Source organism: Pseudomonas sp. A-RE-22 (assembly GCF_019956035.1).
GTDB classification, from domain to species: domain Bacteria; phylum Pseudomonadota; class Gammaproteobacteria; order Pseudomonadales; family Pseudomonadaceae; genus Aquipseudomonas; species Aquipseudomonas brassicacearum.
The window spans coordinates 1-14,838 of the sequence record NZ_JAHBCZ010000074.1; the positions used below are offsets into that span (position 1 = coordinate 1).

The following is a 14,838-nucleotide window of genomic DNA, read 5'->3' on the forward strand; positions in this document are numbered from 1 at the left end:
GCTTTTGGGGGGTATATCCGTTATTTAGGTAACGGCGGCTTATGGTTCCGCCCTTACGGCGGGTCACTTTCGAAAAGCGCGAAAGTAACCAAAGCGCTTTTGCCCCACCACTCGGTGCCTCGCCTAGGCTCGGCATGCCTGAACGAAGGCATTGCTCCGAGGGCCGCCGCGAAGGGCCATCCATGGCCCAGCGCGGCTAACCCGGCATCCATGCCGGGTTGCCCACTGCGCAATACCTTCGTTCAGCCAGCGTGGTTAACGGGGCGCCGAGATCAACATCCACCGCGAGGCGGCCTTATAGCCGACCTAGTTCTTGGTGGGACCGCGTTTCCCCTGTGGGAGCGAGCTTGCTCGCGATGGCGGTGTGTCAGTCTTTGGTGATGTTGAATGTGCCGGCCTCATCGCGAGCAAGCTCGCTCCCACAGGGTGTTGTGAACACATCACCATCCCCAGAACTGCAGCCACCAGCCATAACCCACCAGGCTGCTGGCCATGACCAGGCATGCCATGGCTGGCAATCGTTGGATCGCTGGAGTCTGCGTCTGCTGCAGGCGTTTCCAGCCCAGCCATAAACTCCAGGCTATCGCCGCTACCAGCAACCCGGCCCGTGCCGGTTGTACCCATTCCAGCAGCAGTCCTTCATAGCGCAGCAGTTTGACCGTGGTGGCCGACAAGCCGAGGAACAACCCAGCACCGCCGAGGGGCGTCAGGGTGATGGCTAAGGGCGGATATTGTGTGTTGTCACCCGAGAGGCGTGCCGCCAGGCGCATCAGCAGCATCAGTGAAGTGCCTATCAGCAGTGCACTCATGCCCAGGTACGCGACGATGCAAAAACCGTCGAGCCAACTGAAACTGTCATTGAGTTGCGGATAGTGCGTCAACAGCCACCACGGCGCGTTGTCCTGGAGTGCCCAGAGCCAATCATGACTGACCAGCCATTGGGCCAGGCTTTGCTTGAGGTCGATGAACCATGGGCTGACAGTCCACTGGAAGGCGCCCATGGCCAGGCCGATGACACCGAACAACAGCAAACGAACATCCCATGGCGAGAGGGTGTCAGCTGTCGAGTGCAGGATTTCTTCGCTGCTGGAGCGGGCAATCAGGCGCACCGCATCGCGCTGGCCGCTGCAGCGACCACAGGCGTGGCAATCGGCGGCGCCACGCATGCGGCGGATGTCCAGCAAGGGCGCGCAGTTGGGAGGAGGGCGACGCGGTGCGGGGTTTTCCAGCCAGCGTTGTTCGTCCACCTGAAAGTGCACCGGCGCCAAGCGAGCAAGCAGGGAAAAGACGCCGCTGACCGGGCACAGGTAACGGCACCACACCCGCTTGCCCCGGGCGAACAACAGGCCAACGATCACCGCGGCGACGGTCGAGCCGCCCAGGATCAGCAATGCAGCCTGGGCGTAGTCGTAGACGCTGATCAATTGACCGTAGAGTGTGGTCAGGCAGAACGCCAAGGTGGGCCAGCCAGCCCAGCGCAATCCGCGCGGCACCCCGAAGCCCTTGCCGTACTGGCTGGCCCACTCACTCAGGGCGCCTTCCGGACACAGCACGCCACACCAGAGCCGCCCGAACAACACGATCGACAGCAACACGAACGGCCACCACAGGCCCCAGAACAGAAACTGTGCCAGCAGTGTGAGATTGTCGAACAGGCGTGCCTGGCTGTTGGGCAATGGCAGCAGGGCCGGCACCACCAGCAGCACCGCGTAGAACAGCACCACCGTCCATTGCACGGCACGAATGGTTGCACCGTGGCGCCGCATGCCGTCGCCCAGGCGTTGGAGCCAGGGGTTCAGGTCGGGCATGGCAGGTTTTCCGCCTTGCGCGGCCGCAGCCAGCCCGCGACGACGCCCCAATAGCCCAGCCACACCAGCAGCGTCATCGCACTCGGGCTGGCCCGATACCCGGTGAAGTCCGCCAGGAACCCGCCGAAGCCATGGCCGTCGTCGAGTATCGCGCTACTGTCCCACAGCGCGTCGCCAATGCCGCGATACACCGCCTCAGGCCAATCCATCGCGAGCAGTTGCCCGCCGACCCGCTCGATACCGCTGACCAGCAACGCTGCCCCCAACAGCAGCAGGATCGCTTCGCTGATGGCAAAGAAACGCGGCCATGAGATGAACCGGCGACTGCTGTGCAGCAAGGAGACGGTCAGCAGCGACAGCACCAGCCCGGCCAGCGCACCGACGGCGAACAAGCCCAGTTGCGGCCCCTGCAGGCGCGCACCGGCGCCATACAGGAACACCACGGTTTCACTGCCTTCGCGGCTGACCGCCAGCAGCGCCAGCACCAACAGCCCCAGGCCGCCCTGACGGCTCAGGCGCTGGTCGGCGTGGCGCGTCAGGTCATGCTTGAGCGTCCTCGCGTTTCGGTGCATCCAGCCGACCATCTGCACGATCAGCAGGCTGGCGACCAGAGCCAGCGACGCCTGGAACCATTCATTGGCCGTCCCGCTCATGGCCTCGCCGGCCAGCAGGATCAGGCCGGCCAGCACGCCCGAAAGCAACAGGCCCAGCGCGGCGCCGGTCCATACATAGCGCAACAGCTGGCTGGCCTGGTGTTGTCGGCTGACCCAGGCCTGGAGAATCCCGATCACTAACAACGCCTCGACGCTTTCGCGCCAGACAATAAACATCGATTGAGTCATGCAAACGCCTCCTGCTGACCGATTACTCGGCGAGAATCCCGCCCTCGGGCAGTTGCGGATTGAATTCGTCGAAAAACGGATAGTGCCCGGGGCGCAGCGGGTGGATGACCACGAAGGTCGTGACGCCGGGCGAGAGCACTTTCTCGACGCGCAAAGGCGTGCTTTCGAACTCCGCCGGGCCCTGGCCGACGTTCTTCAGCACGATCTTGAAGCGTTGCCCGGCCGGCACTTCCAGTTGCGACGGCGTGAAATGCCCGTCGCGTATGCTCAGCTCATAGGTCGGCAGTTCGGCTTGGGCGATCGAGGGCAGCAGCAAACCGGCCAGCGTCAACCAGGCCAGGCGTCGATGAGTCGTGACGTGCCGTGGGCAGGATGAGCGGCTCATGCTCAGTACCCGCCTTTTTTACCGATCCCGGCGTAGACGAATTCATAATGCAGTTCGCAGCGTTCGAACCATGGCGCCACGCCGGTTTCCTTGTCGGTATGACGACCGAGGGAGCCATGGCCGCCAGGCGGCAGGACAGTGAATGTCAGTTGATATTTGCCAGGGCCGAGCAGCTTGACGTTGTCGCCATAGTGCGGCCCGTCGTTGGCGACCATGGCGTGGAAATCACCCTTGAGCTCGGTGTCGTTGCCTTGTTTCTTCAGTTGGAATGACACATTGAGGTAGGGCACGAAACTGCCTTCCTGGAAGCCCTGCTTATTGTCCGCCGTGGCGCGGATGTCGGCTTCCAGGTGCACGTCGGAATCGGCCGTGGCCCGCATCATCCCGGCCGGGGCCATTTCAATCGGCTGCAAATACACCGCACCGACCTCCAGTCCTGGGCACAGTTGCGGTTCGCCGATGGGGTATTCCTTGGCCAGGGCCAGCGGTGCGAGAAACAGCAAGGCCAGAGGCAGAGTTGCAAGTGTGCGCATGATGACTTCCTGGTTGGCTAAACGATGGCGCCGAGTCTAGGAAGCTTTGCTGCGAATAATAATGATTCTTGTCAATTTTTAGCGCGAATTTTCCAACGACGAATGCCGACTGGTTCCTGCGCGGTTGTTCTTGATCGGGATCAAGGGGCACTGCGCCCCGACGCGGTAGGGTGCGGGTACACCCATCAGTTATACGGGGTCGTTATGGCAAAGCCCTTTCCCATCAGTCCCAAACATCCCGAGCGCATTTGCTGGGGTTGTGATCGTTACTGTCCGACCAGTGCGCTGGCCTGCGGCAACGGCGCCGATCGAACGATGCACCCGGCCGAGATGATCGGGGAGGATTGGTACCTGCACGGGGATTGGGGACTGGAGCTGGTCGACATTACCGCCAAGGTCATCGATCCAAGCGCCACTCACCCGAAGGAATGAATAAAGCTGTGGCCAGGGATTGCTCCTGCTGGGCCGTAGGAGCTGGCGAAGCCTGCGATCTTTTGACCCTTTGATCTTTCGCTTGAGATTCAAGTGTCAGGGGAAAGATCGCAGCCTCGTTGCACTCGACAGCTCCTACACAGTTCCTACGCCCTAGCGGCAGCATTCTCAGGGCACGGTGTTTTACAACTTCGGCAACTGCCCGATCCGCCCCATCATCTCGGTCACGATCTGCAGGTCCAGCAGGAATTGCTCGACTGTCTTGAACTCGTTGTCGTTGTGACCGGTGTACTTGACGTCGGGCATGGCCAGGCCGAATTGCACGCCATTGGGCAAGTCATGAACCGAAGTGGCGCCGGCAGAGGTGCCGTATTTGTGTTCCATACCGAGGTTTTCACTTGCCACGGCCAGCAGCGCCTTGACCCATTCACCCTCAGGGTTGCGGTACATCGGCTCGTCAATGGAATAGTCGAAGGCCACCGCAATGTGGGATTTCTTGCTCCAGGCGGCCAGTTTGCCGGCGATTTCAGTCTTGAGGGCTTCCGTGGTCTTGCCCACCGGCACCCGCAGGTTGACCGCCAGCTTGAGGGTCTTCTCATCCATGCCGATGTAGGTCAGGGACGCGGTCAGCGGGCCCATGAAGGCATCGGAAAAACCGATTCCCAGTTTTTTACCCAGGTAGTCGAGCCCCCAGTTGTCAGCGGCATAGCGGGCGGCGTCGGTGATGTGGTTGTGTTTGAGCGTGACCTTGCCATCCAGGCCATTGATGAACCCCAGCATCCTTGCCACCGGGTTGACGCCTGACTCGGGTTCGGAGGAGTGGGCGGAAACGCCGGTGAAGGTAAGTTGGACGTCCTTGCCGACGACCTGGGTGCTCACTTCGAAGTTGCCACCGTTGCGCTTGGCATAGTCGGTAGCGGCTTTGAGCAGGCTGGCAGCCAGTTCGGCGGGCTTGTCGCTGGCGAAGGTGGCAACGGACGTCGACGGAATCTGATTGGTCGCCAGGCCGCCCGTCAGCGCGGTAATTTCTGCCCCCTTGCCCTGTGCCGCGCGCCGGGTGAAGTTCGCCATGACGGTGCCATAGCCTTTCTCGGCAATCACTACGGGGTAGCCGCCATCCAGCGCCAGGTTGTAATTGGGCGTCGGGTTGCGTTCGAAATAATAGGGGATGGCGTCGCCAGTGGTTTCCTCGGTGGTGTCGACCAGTAGCTTGAAGTTGCGCGCCAGCGGCAGTTTCTCTTCCTTGATGATTTTCATGGCATAGAGCGCGACCACGATGCCGTTCTTGTCGTCCTCGGTACCGCGGCCATACATGCGGTCGCCCACCTGGGTGACCTTGAACGGGTCGAGGCGAGTGCCATCTTTCAACACCCAGTTATCCGGCGTTACCGGCACCACGTCGGCATGGGCGTGAATGCCCACGACTTCGTCGCCGCTGCCTTCGAGGGAAATCTCATAGACACGGTTGTCGATGTTACGGAAGTTGAGGTTGAACGCCTCGGCCAGGCTTTTGATCTTGTCGGCGATCTTGAGAAACTCCGGATTCTCGTGCTGGGCAACGCCGTCCTTGCGAAAAGTCGGGATGGCGACCAGTTCCTTCAGTGTCTCGGTGGCCGCTTGGCCGTATTTCACTCGGGCATAGAGGCCCAGCAGGCGATGGATTTCATTCTGCTGTTCAGCCGAAAGGGTTGTGTTGCCTTGGAACGCGCTGATGGCCGGGCCGAGGTTGGCGGCTTTGTCCAGGTCGCTCTTGGCCACGTCGGCCAGGAACTGCCTGAAATCGGTAACTGAGGTGTTGGAGAAGGTTTTGACGATGGCTGCGCCCTGTTGGGCGCTGATGTTGGCGAATGCTGGTGTGGTGATCGAAGCGAGGCTGGACAACAGCAGGGTGGTCACGGCCAGATGTTTGAGCGAGAAGTCCATTGCTGGGCATTCCTTGGCAGGCGGTAGGAGGGAAGTGTCTGATTTGATGACACAAACCGTTGCAACCTAACACCGCGAGGAAGTGGTGGGGGAGTCCTGCAGGAGAATCTGTCGCACCGCGAAGCAAAAACGGCGCAGAAATGAAAAATGGCGCAGGGCCATCAAACACCCGAAAAACCCTGTGGGAGCAAGTTTGCTCCCACATGGGCATGGCTGGGTATTGGTTTAATGCGGGGCGCGGGGGATCGTCTTGAGCAGGTCTTCAGGGCTGATGTGACCGACCACGGGCTGCGCCGTGCTGCCGGGCAATGGAAGGTCCAGGATGTGTCCCTTGATCTTGCCGACCACATGCATTTCGCAGGGTTTGCAGTCGAACTTCAGCGTCAGCACTTCATCACCGTGTATCAGTTGCATCGGTGCCACCTTGGTGCGCACGCCAGTGACGCCCTTGGCCTGCTTGGGGCAGAGGTTGAACGAGAAGCGCAGACAGTGCTTGGTGATCATCACCGGCACTTCACCCGTTTCCTCGTGGGCCTCGAACGCCGCGTCGATCAGCTTGACGCCGTGACGATGATAGAAGTCCCGGGCCTTCTGGTTGTAGACGTTGGCCAGGAACGACAGGTGCGACTCCGGGTACACCGGCGGCGGGTTGGTCTCGGCCTTGCGGCCACCGCGTGGGTGGGCTTTGATGCGGGCGGCGGTCAGGGCTTCGATGGCTTCGCGGCGCAACGCCTTGAGCTGCGAGTTGGGGATGAAGAACGCCTGGGGCGCATCCAGCTCGATCGCGGTGGCGTGGTATTCGGTGGTGCCCAGTTGGCCGAGCAGGTCGTGCAATTGCTCCAGGGCCTGTTCCGGCTTGTTGGCCACGCCGAACGGCCCGTCCAGGGCGACGCTGGCGTTGATGCCTTCTTCGCTGGTGGCGGTCAGCTCCAGGCGCTCTTCGCGCAGGCGTGCAACCCAGGCCAGGCCGACGCGGCGTTCGGAGGACGTCTTGAGCAACGCCTGCTGCCAGTTGTGGTCCAGGTTGCGGCTCAACGGGTGGTTGGGGCGCAACTGGTACATGCCGGCCGGCATCTCGTTGGGTTCGACGCGGTAGCGGTAACGCTTCTGGCCGTCCTCTTCGAACTCACCCTTGGGCTCGGCGATGTTGGCGCGGAAACCGACGACTTCGCGCTTGACCAGCACATTGAGGCCGTCGCCGTTGGACAGCGGATCGAAGGTCACCACTTGCAGGTCGCGCTTGCCGACTTTTTCCACCACGCCCACCGGCACGCCGGTAAAGGTCGGCGAATCGAAGGCGCCAATGTCGATCTTGCGTTCGCTGACGAAATAGTCGGTGCTGCCACGGTGGAAGGTCTTGTCCGGGTCGGGGACGAAGAAGTGCGCGGTGCGGCCGCTGGACGCGCGGGCCAGCTCCGGACGGTCTTCGAGGACATCGTCCAGGCGCTGGCGGTAATAGGCGGTGATGTTCTTCACATAACCCATGTCCTTGTAGCGGCCTTCGATCTTGAATGAGCGCACGCCGGCTTCGACCAGGGCGCGGATGTTGGCGCTCTGGTTGTTGTCTTTCATCGACAGCAGGTGTTTTTCGTAGGCGACCACCCGGCCCTGGTCGTCCTTGAGGGTGTAGGGCAGGCGACAGGCCTGGGAGCAGTCGCCACGGTTGGCGCTGCGGCCGTTCTGGGCATGGGAGATGTTGCACTGGCCGGAAAACGCCACGCACAGCGCGCCGTGGATGAAGAACTCGATGGCCGCGTCGGTCTCATCGGCAATGGCTCGGATTTCCTGCAGGTTCAGCTCACGGGCCAATACCAGTTGCGAGAAACCGGCCTGGTCGAGGAACTTTGCCCGGGCCAGGGTGCGGATGTCGGTCTGGGTGCTGGCATGCAGCTCGATGGGCGGAATATCCAGCTCCATCACCCCAAGGTCCTGGACGATCAGCGCATCGACGCCGGCATCGTACAACTGGTGGATCAGTTGGCGGGCCGGTTCCAGCTCGTTGTCATGCAAGATGGTGTTGATGGTCGTGAACACACGGGCGTGGTAGCGATGGGCGAACTCCACCAGCCGGGCAATATCGCCCACTTCGTTGCAAGCGTTGTGACGCGCGCCGAAACTCGGGCCACCGATGTACACGGCGTCGGCGCCATGCAGGATGGCCTCGCGGGCGATGGTCACGTCGCGGGCGGGGCTGAGCAATTCCAGATGATGTTTGGGCAAGGACATTTGTTTTTAGTCAGGCTGGTCACGGTCGAAGCGAGCATTGTAGCCGCCAGGCGCCTTGCAGGCACCTGTGGACTTGGGTTTGCTCGATCTTGACCGATGCGCGGCGGTCCCGCGGGGTTCACCCAGGCGTCGAGTCGGCGCTGCACCAACGGTTGCGCCCGGTGTTCTTGGCCAGGTACAGGAAGGCGTCCGCCGCCTTGATCAGCATGGCCGGGGTTACGTCCTCGCCGCTCGGCTGGCTGGTGGTGATGCCCGCGCTGATGGTCACGATGCCCAAGGGATGATCGCCATGTTCAATGTTCATGGCCCTGACAGCTTCGAGGATTTGCTGCGCGACCTTGGCGGCACCCGTGCTGTCGGTGTTGGGCAGTAACACGGTGAACTCTTCACCGCCATACCGGACCGCCAGGTCGCCCGGCCTTTTGATGGTCTGCCTGACCGCGGTGGCAATCGCGCGCAGGCAGTCGTCGCCGGCAGCATGGCCGTATCTGTCGTTGAAACGCTTGAAGTAGTCGACGTCGAGCATGATCAACGCCAGGGAAGAACCCTGGCGCTTGGCCAGGCGAATCTCGTCGGCCAACGCGATGTCCAGCCGCCTGCGGTTGCCCAGCCCGGTCAGGCTGTCGGTCAGCGCCATGTCGCGCATGGTCTGGTGGGCGCTGCGGATCTGCTTTTCCATGGTCATCCGGTGGCGCAACTGGCTCAGCACGATGAGCCCGAAGCCGACGAGGATCATGATCAGGAAAATCAGCACGATGCTGGTCTTGAACAGGTCGCGCCGCCACGGAGCGATGATGGACTCGCGCGACAACCCGGCCTCCACCACCAACGGGTAGGTGGTCAAGGCCCGAAAGCCATACAGGCGCTCGGTATCGTCGACCACGGCCCTGGCCTCCGCGATGCCCTGGTTCGACGTGGGCAGGTAGTTCCTGAAGATCACGCTGTTGACCAGGCTCTTGCCGATCACTGATTCGACGAAGGGGCGCCGTACCAGGATGGTTCCGCTGCGTGTCGCCAGGACCAGCGCACCCTTGTCGTCGATCTTGAAGTCGCCGTAGTAGTCGACGAAATAGCTGACCTTGACCGTTCCGAGCAGCACACCGGCGAACGAGCCGTCGGGATTGTTCAAGCGACGGGACACCGGAATGATCAGGTCGTTGGTGGACCGGCTCTTGATCACTTCGCCGATGCGCACGCCCCGGTCCTCGTGGGTACGGTGATATTGGAAGTAGTCGCGGTCGGCGTTGTTCGCCGTTTCCGGAATGACTTCCTTGTCCGTTACCAGCCATTGGCCGTCCGGGCCATAGATAAACAGCCCATGCAGTTGCGGCATGATGGCGGCCTGTTGCACCAATAGCTTATGGATGCGCGCAACGTCCATGTTCTGCAGGCCATCGCCTTCCACCCGTTCACTGAGTGCGGCGGTGACCACATCCACTTGTCGGATGGTGTCTTCGGCGTGCTGGGCCGTCGCCCGTGCCAGGTTCGTCACCGAATCCTGGGCGGACGAAAAGGCCGCGCGATAATCCCGCCAGGTGCGCCAGCCTTCGACGGCCAGAAACGCGATGATGACCACCAGCATGAAACTCACGGTCAGGCGCAATGCCGCTCCAGCCCGTGCGCTCTGGGGAGAAAAGTCCTCATCAGTGTTTTCAATCTTTGGCTCTGGCCGTTTGCGTCCGAGCATCAACATTTCCTTTTACGACGGGTCTGCGCATTATTGATGCGCAGCCTATCTTATTCGATTTCAGCACGTTAGCTCGCTACGACGAAGCAGGTACAACCGGCGATACACGATTGGGGAGAAAGATTTCATGAAAGTTGGCGTCATTTCCGACACCCACGGTCTGCTCCGCCCGCAAGCGCTGACAGCATTGCAAGGGTGTGAGCGGATCATCCATGCCGGTGACATAGGTGGCCCCGAGATTCTGGATCAATTGGCGTCGATTGCGCCATTGCACGTGGTGCGCGGCAATAACGACCTGGGGGCCGATTGGGCTGGGCCGCTTGCTGACCGCCTGCAATTCGACCTGTGTGGATGGCAGGTGTTGCTGGTTCACGACATCGCCGATGTACAGGACTCGCTGGACCCGGGCGTGAAGTGGGTGATCAGCGGCCATTCCCACAAACCGGGCATCGAATGGCGTGGCGACCGGCTGTACCTGAACCCAGGCAGCGCCGGCCGGCGGCGGTTCACGCTGCCGGTGACGCTGGCGTTGGTCGAGGTGAGCGCTAGTGCGATCGAGCCGCAGCTGGTCCGGTTGTTGGAATAATGAACACGCTTACTTGAAGTATTTGTCGACGTAGGACTGGATTTCCTTGCGCATGAAGCGCCCGGACTCATCCGCCCGTTCTTCCCAGCCGAACACGCAAGCGGTGACGATGCCGTCGAAGCCGGTCTTGGCCAGTTCACTGAAGAACAGGTCCCAGTCGATCTCGCCCTGGTGCATGTCCATGTGCTGGTGGACGGTGACCTTGGCGCCGGGCGGGTTGACGATGTAGCGCAGGCCGGACGAGGCTTTGTGGTTGTAGGTGTCGGCGATGTGGACATGGGCGATCATCGACCCGGCCTCGGCGATCATGGCTTTCATGTCATCGCCGAAATAGAAGGTGTGCGGCGTGCAATAGAGGAACTTGACGTTGTCCGAGCCGAGGGTCTTGAGCATGTCGAGGGCCGGGTGCAGGGTCTCGCACCAGTCCTCCGGGTGAGGCTCGACGTTCAGCGTGACGCCTTCCGCTTCCAGGATCGGCACCAGTTCTTCCATCGAACGCCACCAGGCCGCTTCGCTTGACTCGTGGCTGTGCACGCCACCGCAGCAACTGACTTTATGCCCGCGATCAGGCGACGGCCCACGGCCAAACTCCGAGTTCATGGTGGTGCAACCCATTTCCACGGCGATCTGGATGGCTTCCTTCCAATAGTTCACCGCCGCCCGGCGTTCGTCTTCGTGGGGGCTGGCCCAGCGATACATCGGCAGTAGCGAGGCCAGTTGCAGATCGTGGTCGCGCAGGGCTTTCTTGAATTCGGCGATGCGTTCCTTGTGGGCGCGGGGGCGTACCCACCAGGGCAGGAAATCTTCCCGTGGCGACAGTTCGAGGTATTCGAAACCGAGCTCGGCGGTCTTGCGGCACAAGTCCGGCAGACTCAAGTGGCGGTGCATGTAGGGGTCGAGGGCGATTTTCATTGTTGTTCTCCGTTAAGTAATGCTCATTACCGTGGCGAGGGGTCAATAGGCGACCCAGGTTGAATCCAGGTTGGCTGATTCCACACAGCGTTCGACCCAGCGCACGCCTTCCACGCCGGCAACGATGTCGGGGTAGCGCAGGGCCGCCAGTGCCTCGCTGTCGCCACGGTTCGCCGCATCCATGGCCAGGGCGAAGCGGCGATAGAGATTGGACCAGGCTTCGAACAGCCCTTCGGGGTGGCCGCCACCGATGCGGTCGTCCTGCAGCGCGTCGGCGTGCAGGTAGCCCATGCCGCGTTCCAGGGTCTGCGCCGGCTGGCCCTGGATCTCGAAGCTCAACTGGTTGGGCCGCTCGTCCCACCATTCAAGGCTGGCCCGGGAGCCGATCACGCGGATTTTCTGCCCGTGCATGGAACCGGCATTCACGGCGCTGGACCAGACCATGCCCATGGCGCCGCCTTCGTATTCCATCAAGGTGTAGGCGTTGTCTTCCAACGGGGCGCGGCTCGCGACGAAGCTTTGTCGGCTGCACATCAAGCGTTTGATCTTGAGATCGGGCAGCATCACCTTGGACAAATACAACGGGTGCGTGCCGACATCCCCCAGCACGTAGCTGGGCCCGGCCTGGCGCGGGTCGACGCGCCACTGGGTGGCCTGGTTCTGCGCCTCCACCGGTGCGCTGTGAAAACCATGGGCAAACTGCATGTGCACCATGCGGATCTCGCCCAGTGCCTGCGCCGCGATCATCGCGCGGGCCTGTTCGATCAACTGGTGCCCGGCATAGCCGTAGGTCAAGCCAACGATGCGTCCCTTGGCTTGCGCCAGGGTGCGCAGCGCCTCGGCCTGCTCGAGGGTAAAGCACAGCGGTTTCTCGCAGACCACATGCAGCCCGGCTTCCAGGGCGGCCCGGGTGATGGCGTAGTGGGTGCCATTGGGCGTGGCGATCGACACCGCTTCAATCCCATCGGGACGTTGTGCTTCCAGCTCGAACAGGCTGAGGTAGTCCGAATAGCAGCGCTGGGGCTCGATACCCAGTTGCTCACCAAAGGCTTGGCCGCGTGCAGGGTCGATATCCAGCGCCGCGGCGACCAACTCGAAATTCCGGTCGCGCAGGGCGGCCGAGCGGTGGATGTAGCCGATCTGGCTGTGCTCGCCGCCACCGACCATGGCCCAACGGATGGGCCGCGTGATTGTTTTGCTGCCGTTGATCATGACGTTGTCCTTGTGTGATCAGAAACCGATGCGGGCCAGGTAGGCGCGGCTGGCGGCCACGTCGTCGAGGCTACTCCCGGCGTTGCGCGGGTCACGCTCCTGTTCGACGGTGATGCAGCCCACATAACCCAGTTCATGCACCAGGCTGTGCAGCGCCGGGTAATCGATGACGCCGCGCCCGATGGGGCACATCACGCCCCGGGCGCAGGCGGCGAAGAAGCGAATGTGTTCGTTCAGCACCTGGTCGAACACCACCGGGTCGATGTCCTTGAAGTGCAGGTAGTCCAGGCGATGGGCGTAGGTGCGCAGCGACGCGACCGGGTCCATGCCCGCGTAATAGAGATGCCCGGTGTCCAGGCACAGCCCGGCGACCTCATCGGGAATGTCGTCCACCAGGCGCGCCAACTCGTCGGCGAACTCGATGTAGCCACCGGCGTGGGGATGGATGACGGCGCGGATGCCGTATTGATGCCAGGCGATGTCGGCGATGGCGCGGATGTGCGCCATCATTGTGTTCCAGCGTGCATCGTCCAGGCGCGGGGCGCGGTCCGAGTGACCGGCTGCGTAGTCGCGTGCCTCGTGGCCCCAGTCGATGATCACCAGGTAGGGCCCGGCGAAGCGTTGGCCGAGCTGTTTTTCCATGGGGGGCAACTGCTTGAGCAGCGTGCAGATGTCGTGGGCCTGGCGCAGCAGTTCAGGCAGGTTGGCGGGGTTGACCAAGTCGTCGAAAATCGTCCCGGCAACCACGTGCAGGCCATGTTCGGACAAGGCCGGGCCTACGCCTTCGGCGTCCAGGGGCAAGTAACCATAGGGCCCCAGTTCAATGCCGCGATAACCGGCCTCGGCCGCTTCGCCAAGTACCCGGCGCCACGGTGGCAGGAACGGGTTCTTGACGTCGTCGACGCCCCAACAGCAGGGCGCTGTACAGATGTGAATGGCCATGGAAGCACTCCGGCTGTGTTTATTGTTATGGGCTGGACCTGATGCTATTGCGTTGCCGGGGAGGGGGCCATGGGGGGTTGGCTTAATCTGTCAAAACCCCTCATGATGCCTGGCGGAGGTGTCAAAACATGTCAGAAAAGCCACGCCGAATGCTTCGCCCCACCATGGCTGATGTCGCCCGGGAAGCCGGGGTCAGCCTGTCGACCGTCGACCGGGTGCTGAACCTGCGCGCCGACGTGCGCGCCGACACGGCCCAACGCATTGCCGCGGCGGCCGCGCGGTTGGGGTTCCATGCCAAGGGCGTTATCGAACAGCGGGTGCTCAACGACCGCCCGACCTTGCGGCTTGGCTTCCTGTTGCAGAAAAGTGGTGTGCCTTTTTACCAAGGGCTTGCCCACGCGTTGTCGAACGCTGCCGCGACCTGCACGCGAGCACGGATCCGCGTGGTCATCGGCTATTTGGACGACCTCGACCCGGTCATCGTGGCGCAACGCATCCTGGCCCTGCGCGATCAAGTGGACGGGCTGGGCGTGGTGGCGGTGGATCATCCCCGGGTCCGGGAGGCGGTTGCGCAATTGCGCGAGACAGGTGTTTCGGTGGTGGCGCTGCTGTCGGAGCTGTCCACCGCCAGCGGCACGGGGTATGTCGGGTTGGACAATCGACTTACGGGCCGCACGGCGGGCTGGTTCATCAGCCGTCTGGCGAGTCGACCCGGGGCGGCAGCCGTCATGCTCAGCAGCCAGCGTTTCCAGTGCCAGGAATTGTGTGAGCTGAGCTTTCGCAGTTATCTGGCCGAGCACTCCAGCGAATGGGAGCTGCTCGCGTCGCGCCTGACGCTGGAGGACGATGAGTTCGCGTACGGCAACACGCTGGACTTACTCACCGCAGAGCCTGACCTGGTGGGGCTTTATGTGGCCGGTGGTGGCATCGCCGGCGTGTTACGGGCCTTGCGCAGCCTCCAGGAACAGCAGATTCGCTTACCCGTAGTGGTGTGCCACGACCTGACGCCGTTGACACGCGAAGCGTTGAAGACGGGGCTGGTCCAGGCGGTACTTTCTCATCCCGTCGTGACCATGGCCGAACAGGCAGTCGAAGCCCTGGTGGAAGCGGCGACTGCTACGCCGCCCGGACCGGCACCGAAGCGGGTGGTGCCGCTTCAGATCGATGTGCCGGAAAGCACCTGACTGTTTGATTGCAGTCTGAGCCATCGCTATCGCGAGCAAGCTCGCTTGTATGTTTAGACTTGAAGGGGTGGGCGGGACTAAAAGCTCGATTCCGACTCTAGCCAGTACGGACCGTGGGAGACTTCTCGTCCCGCCCTTTCTACCCAAAGCGCCAATAAGGAATTCA

13 protein-coding genes are annotated in these 14,838 nt (G+C 62.2%); 3 read left to right on the plus strand and 10 right to left on the minus strand.

Going from position 1 to position 14,838, the window contains the following annotated elements; genetic code table 11:
* Window positions 1-440: 440 nt before the first annotated feature.
* The 4 genes from KGA89_RS27210 to KGA89_RS27225 are packed head-to-tail and all read right to left on the minus strand — an operon-like array spanning window position 441 to window position 3,568.
* Window positions 441-1,808 carry a 4Fe-4S binding protein gene (locus tag KGA89_RS27210; RefSeq protein ID WP_223473011.1) on the minus strand — a complete coding sequence of 456 codons (1,368 nt, stop codon included), beginning with the start codon at window positions 1,806-1,808 and terminating at the stop codon, window positions 441-443.
* The gene (locus KGA89_RS27215) at window positions 1,796-2,650 is read right to left on the minus strand and encodes an FTR1 family protein (protein ID WP_027911725.1); all 855 of its coding nucleotides are present in this window, start codon (window positions 2,648-2,650) and stop codon (window positions 1,796-1,798) included. The genes KGA89_RS27210 and KGA89_RS27215 overlap by 13 nt, the downstream gene beginning before the upstream one ends.
* A gap of 22 nt (window positions 2,651-2,672) precedes the next feature.
* Window positions 2,673-3,035: a cupredoxin domain-containing protein gene (locus KGA89_RS27220; RefSeq protein WP_223473012.1), complete on the minus strand. Its 363-nt coding sequence runs from the start codon at window positions 3,033-3,035 to the stop codon at window positions 2,673-2,675.
* A 2-nt stretch (window positions 3,036-3,037) separates the two neighbouring features.
* Window positions 3,038-3,568, minus strand: a complete 531-nt coding sequence (locus KGA89_RS27225) for an iron transporter (protein ID WP_223473013.1) — start codon at window positions 3,566-3,568, stop codon at window positions 3,038-3,040.
* A 204-nt stretch (window positions 3,569-3,772) separates the two neighbouring features.
* Between KGA89_RS27225 and KGA89_RS27230 the strand changes: the two genes are divergently transcribed.
* Window positions 3,773-4,000: a DUF3079 domain-containing protein gene (locus KGA89_RS27230; protein WP_027911723.1), complete on the plus strand. Its 228-nt coding sequence runs from the start codon at window positions 3,773-3,775 to the stop codon at window positions 3,998-4,000.
* A gap of 183 nt (window positions 4,001-4,183) precedes the next feature.
* On the opposite strand, the gene KGA89_RS27235 is transcribed toward KGA89_RS27230, so the two are convergent.
* The 3 genes from KGA89_RS27235 to KGA89_RS27245 all read right to left on the minus strand — a co-directional run bounded on the left by KGA89_RS27235 (window position 4,184) and on the right by KGA89_RS27245 (window position 9,836).
* The gene (locus KGA89_RS27235) at window positions 4,184-5,923 is read right to left on the minus strand and encodes a dipeptidase (RefSeq protein WP_223473014.1); all 1,740 of its coding nucleotides are present in this window, start codon (window positions 5,921-5,923) and stop codon (window positions 4,184-4,186) included.
* Between the two features lie 225 nt (window positions 5,924-6,148).
* A complete protein-coding gene (locus KGA89_RS27240; protein ID WP_223473015.1) occupies window positions 6,149-8,149 on the minus strand; it encodes a peptidase U32 family protein in 2,001 nt (666 codons plus the stop codon).
* A gap of 118 nt (window positions 8,150-8,267) precedes the next feature.
* The gene (locus tag KGA89_RS27245) at window positions 8,268-9,836 is read right to left on the minus strand and encodes a sensor domain-containing diguanylate cyclase (RefSeq protein WP_223473016.1); all 1,569 of its coding nucleotides are present in this window, start codon (window positions 9,834-9,836) and stop codon (window positions 8,268-8,270) included.
* Between the two features lie 127 nt (window positions 9,837-9,963).
* Here KGA89_RS27245 and KGA89_RS27250 point away from each other — a divergent pair, with 127 nt between their 5' ends.
* Window positions 9,964-10,422: a metallophosphoesterase family protein gene (locus KGA89_RS27250; RefSeq protein WP_003201516.1), complete on the plus strand. Its 459-nt coding sequence runs from the start codon at window positions 9,964-9,966 to the stop codon at window positions 10,420-10,422.
* A gap of 9 nt (window positions 10,423-10,431) precedes the next feature.
* Here KGA89_RS27250 and KGA89_RS27255 read toward each other — a convergent pair whose 3' ends face one another.
* Genes KGA89_RS27255 through KGA89_RS27265 form a run of 3 tightly spaced genes read right to left on the minus strand, consistent with a single transcriptional unit; the run spans window position 10,432 to window position 13,488 of the window.
* The gene (locus KGA89_RS27255; RefSeq protein ID WP_003201518.1) at window positions 10,432-11,334 is read right to left on the minus strand and encodes a sugar phosphate isomerase/epimerase family protein; all 903 of its coding nucleotides are present in this window, start codon (window positions 11,332-11,334) and stop codon (window positions 10,432-10,434) included.
* 42 nt (window positions 11,335-11,376) lie between these two features.
* Entirely contained in the window at window positions 11,377-12,546 is a 1,170-nt protein-coding gene (locus KGA89_RS27260) for a Gfo/Idh/MocA family protein (protein ID WP_223473017.1), read from the minus strand.
* Between the two features lie 18 nt (window positions 12,547-12,564).
* Window positions 12,565-13,488: a TIM barrel protein gene (locus KGA89_RS27265; RefSeq protein WP_223473018.1), complete on the minus strand. Its 924-nt coding sequence runs from the start codon at window positions 13,486-13,488 to the stop codon at window positions 12,565-12,567.
* A 128-nt stretch (window positions 13,489-13,616) separates the two neighbouring features.
* On the opposite strand from KGA89_RS27265, the gene KGA89_RS27270 reads away from it, so the two are divergent.
* Window positions 13,617-14,672: a LacI family DNA-binding transcriptional regulator gene (locus tag KGA89_RS27270; protein ID WP_223473019.1), complete on the plus strand. Its 1,056-nt coding sequence runs from the start codon at window positions 13,617-13,619 to the stop codon at window positions 14,670-14,672.
* Window positions 14,673-14,838 lie beyond the last annotated feature (166 nt).